Raw genomic sequence first — 1,860 nt, 5'->3', positions numbered from 1 at the left:
GTACAGCGCGCCGAGCAGGGCTACCCGGCCAGCATCACGCCGAGCAGCGTGGACCTGGCCCCCATCGCCCGCCGGGAGAGCTATCGCGGCTTGGTGTTCGGCAGCCTCGGTGCGGACGTACCGTCCCTGGCCGAGTACCTGGGCGGCGCCACCACCTTCATCGACATGCTGGTCGACCAGTGCCAGGACGGCATCACCGTGCTGCCCGGCGCCTCCACCTGCGTCTACCACGGCAACTGGAAGCTGATGCTCGAGAACGGCGGCGGCGACGGCCTGCACCCGGACTACGCGCACAAGTCCCTGCTCGGCGTGGCCCGGCGCAAGGACCAGCGCGCCGCCGCCGTGCGCACGATGCAGATCGACAACATGCACCAGAAGCACGGCGGCCAGTGGACCTTCGGCCACGGCCACACCGGCATCTGGTTCAACTTCCCGAACCCGCAGGACCGGCCCATCTACCGCCAGCGCGAGCGCCTCGAGGCCGACTTCGGCCCCGCACGCGCCGAGTGGATGACCAGCATCTTCCGCAACCTGTCGGTCTATCCGAACCTGCACATGCTCGATCAGATGGCGACGCTGATCCGCACCTTCCGCCCGGTGGCCGTCGACCGCACCGAGATCACCTTCTACTGCCTGGCGCCGGTCACCGAAAGCGCCGACGAGCGCAGCCGACGCCTGCGGCAGTTCGAGGAGTTCTTCATGGCCAGCGGCATGGGCACGCCGGACGATAACGAGGAATTCGAGCAGTGCCACCAGGGCGCGCTGGGTTCGCAGGCGCAGGACAGCTTCATCGCCTTTGGCCTGCACAACCGCACCGTCGGTGACGACGAGGCCGCCCGCACGCTGGGTATCCCGCTCGAGAGCAGCGGCATCATCGGCTACGAGGGCTGCACCATGAGCCAGTACGACCAGTGGCTGCGGCTGATGGGCGGCGCCGACGCGGCGGGCGTGCGATGAGTGCCGCGCCCGATTTCGCCACCTGGCAGGCGCTGACCGACGTCGTGCTCGGCGAGGCCGCCTGCCTGGACGAGCAGCGCTGGGACGACTGGCTCGACCACTACACCGAGGACGCCGTGCTGTGGGCGCCGGCCTGGGATGCCGAACACCGGCTCACCGACGACCCGCACAGCGCGGTCTCGCTGTTCTACGTCGAGGGCCGCCCGGCGCTGTCGGACCGCGCCTGGCGCTGGAGCCGCGGCGACTCGCCGGCCTCGCAGCCGCTGCCGCGAACCTCGCACCTGATCGGCAGCCTGCGCGTGCTGGCCTTCGACGGCGGCACGGCCGCGGTCGGCTCGCGCTGGCACACACAGGTGTACCGAAACCGGCGCACCTGGTCCTACGCCGGCAGCTACCGGCACACGCTGCGCGTGGACGCCGGACGCTGGCGCATCGCCGGCAAGACCATCGTCGTCACCAACGACCTGCTCGACACGACCCTCGACCTGTACCACGTCTGACGCCCGGAGCCCGCGCGTGAACAAACCGCTCGTCAACCCCGAAATCGGCCAGCAGATCCGCGACTGGCGCCCCTACTACGAGGCCAAGCTCGGCTTTCGCAACCACTGGTATCCGGTGATGTACTCGGCCGACCTCGCCGAGGGCGAGGTCAGGCCCGGCAGGCTGCTCGGCGAGGATCTGCTGGTGCGCCGCAGCGGCGGCACCGTGCACTGCATCAAGGACCGGTGCCTGCACCGCGGCGTGCCGCTGTCGCGCAAGGTCGAGTGCTACGGCAAGGACACCGTCACCTGCTGGTACCACGGCTGGACCTACCAGTGGGCCGACGGAACGCTGTGCGACATCCTCACCGACCCGTCCAGCAAGCTCATCGGCACCCGCGCGCTGAAAACCTACCCGGTGCAG

General features: G+C 69.7%; 3 protein-coding genes. All 3 read left to right on the top strand.

All coding sequences use genetic code 11. From position 1 onward, the window contains the following. The coding region (locus ABYX71_RS11770; RefSeq protein ID WP_372696683.1) for an SRPBCC family protein at window positions 1–957 on the top strand (957 nt) is incomplete at its 5' end. Continuing rightward, complete coding sequence (locus tag ABYX71_RS11765) at window positions 954–1,457, top strand: aromatic-ring-hydroxylating dioxygenase subunit beta (protein ID WP_372696682.1); 504 nt, start codon at window positions 954–956, stop codon at window positions 1,455–1,457. The genes ABYX71_RS11770 and ABYX71_RS11765, both read left to right, overlap by 4 nt. A gap of 16 nt (window positions 1,458–1,473) precedes the next feature. Continuing rightward, the coding region (locus ABYX71_RS11760; protein ID WP_372696681.1) for a Rieske 2Fe-2S domain-containing protein at window positions 1,474–1,860 on the top strand (387 nt) is incomplete at its 3' end.

Source organism: Immundisolibacter sp. (assembly GCF_041625615.1).
Lineage (GTDB): Bacteria > Pseudomonadota > Gammaproteobacteria > Immundisolibacterales > Immundisolibacteraceae > Immundisolibacter.
This window is presented reverse-complemented; position numbering and strand designations above follow the sequence as displayed.

Coding starts and splice junctions, on each gene's coding strand:
- ABYX71_RS11765 (WP_372696682.1), top strand. CDS start 954: ATGAGTGCCGCGCCCGATTTCGCCACCTGGCAGGCGCTGACCGACGTC.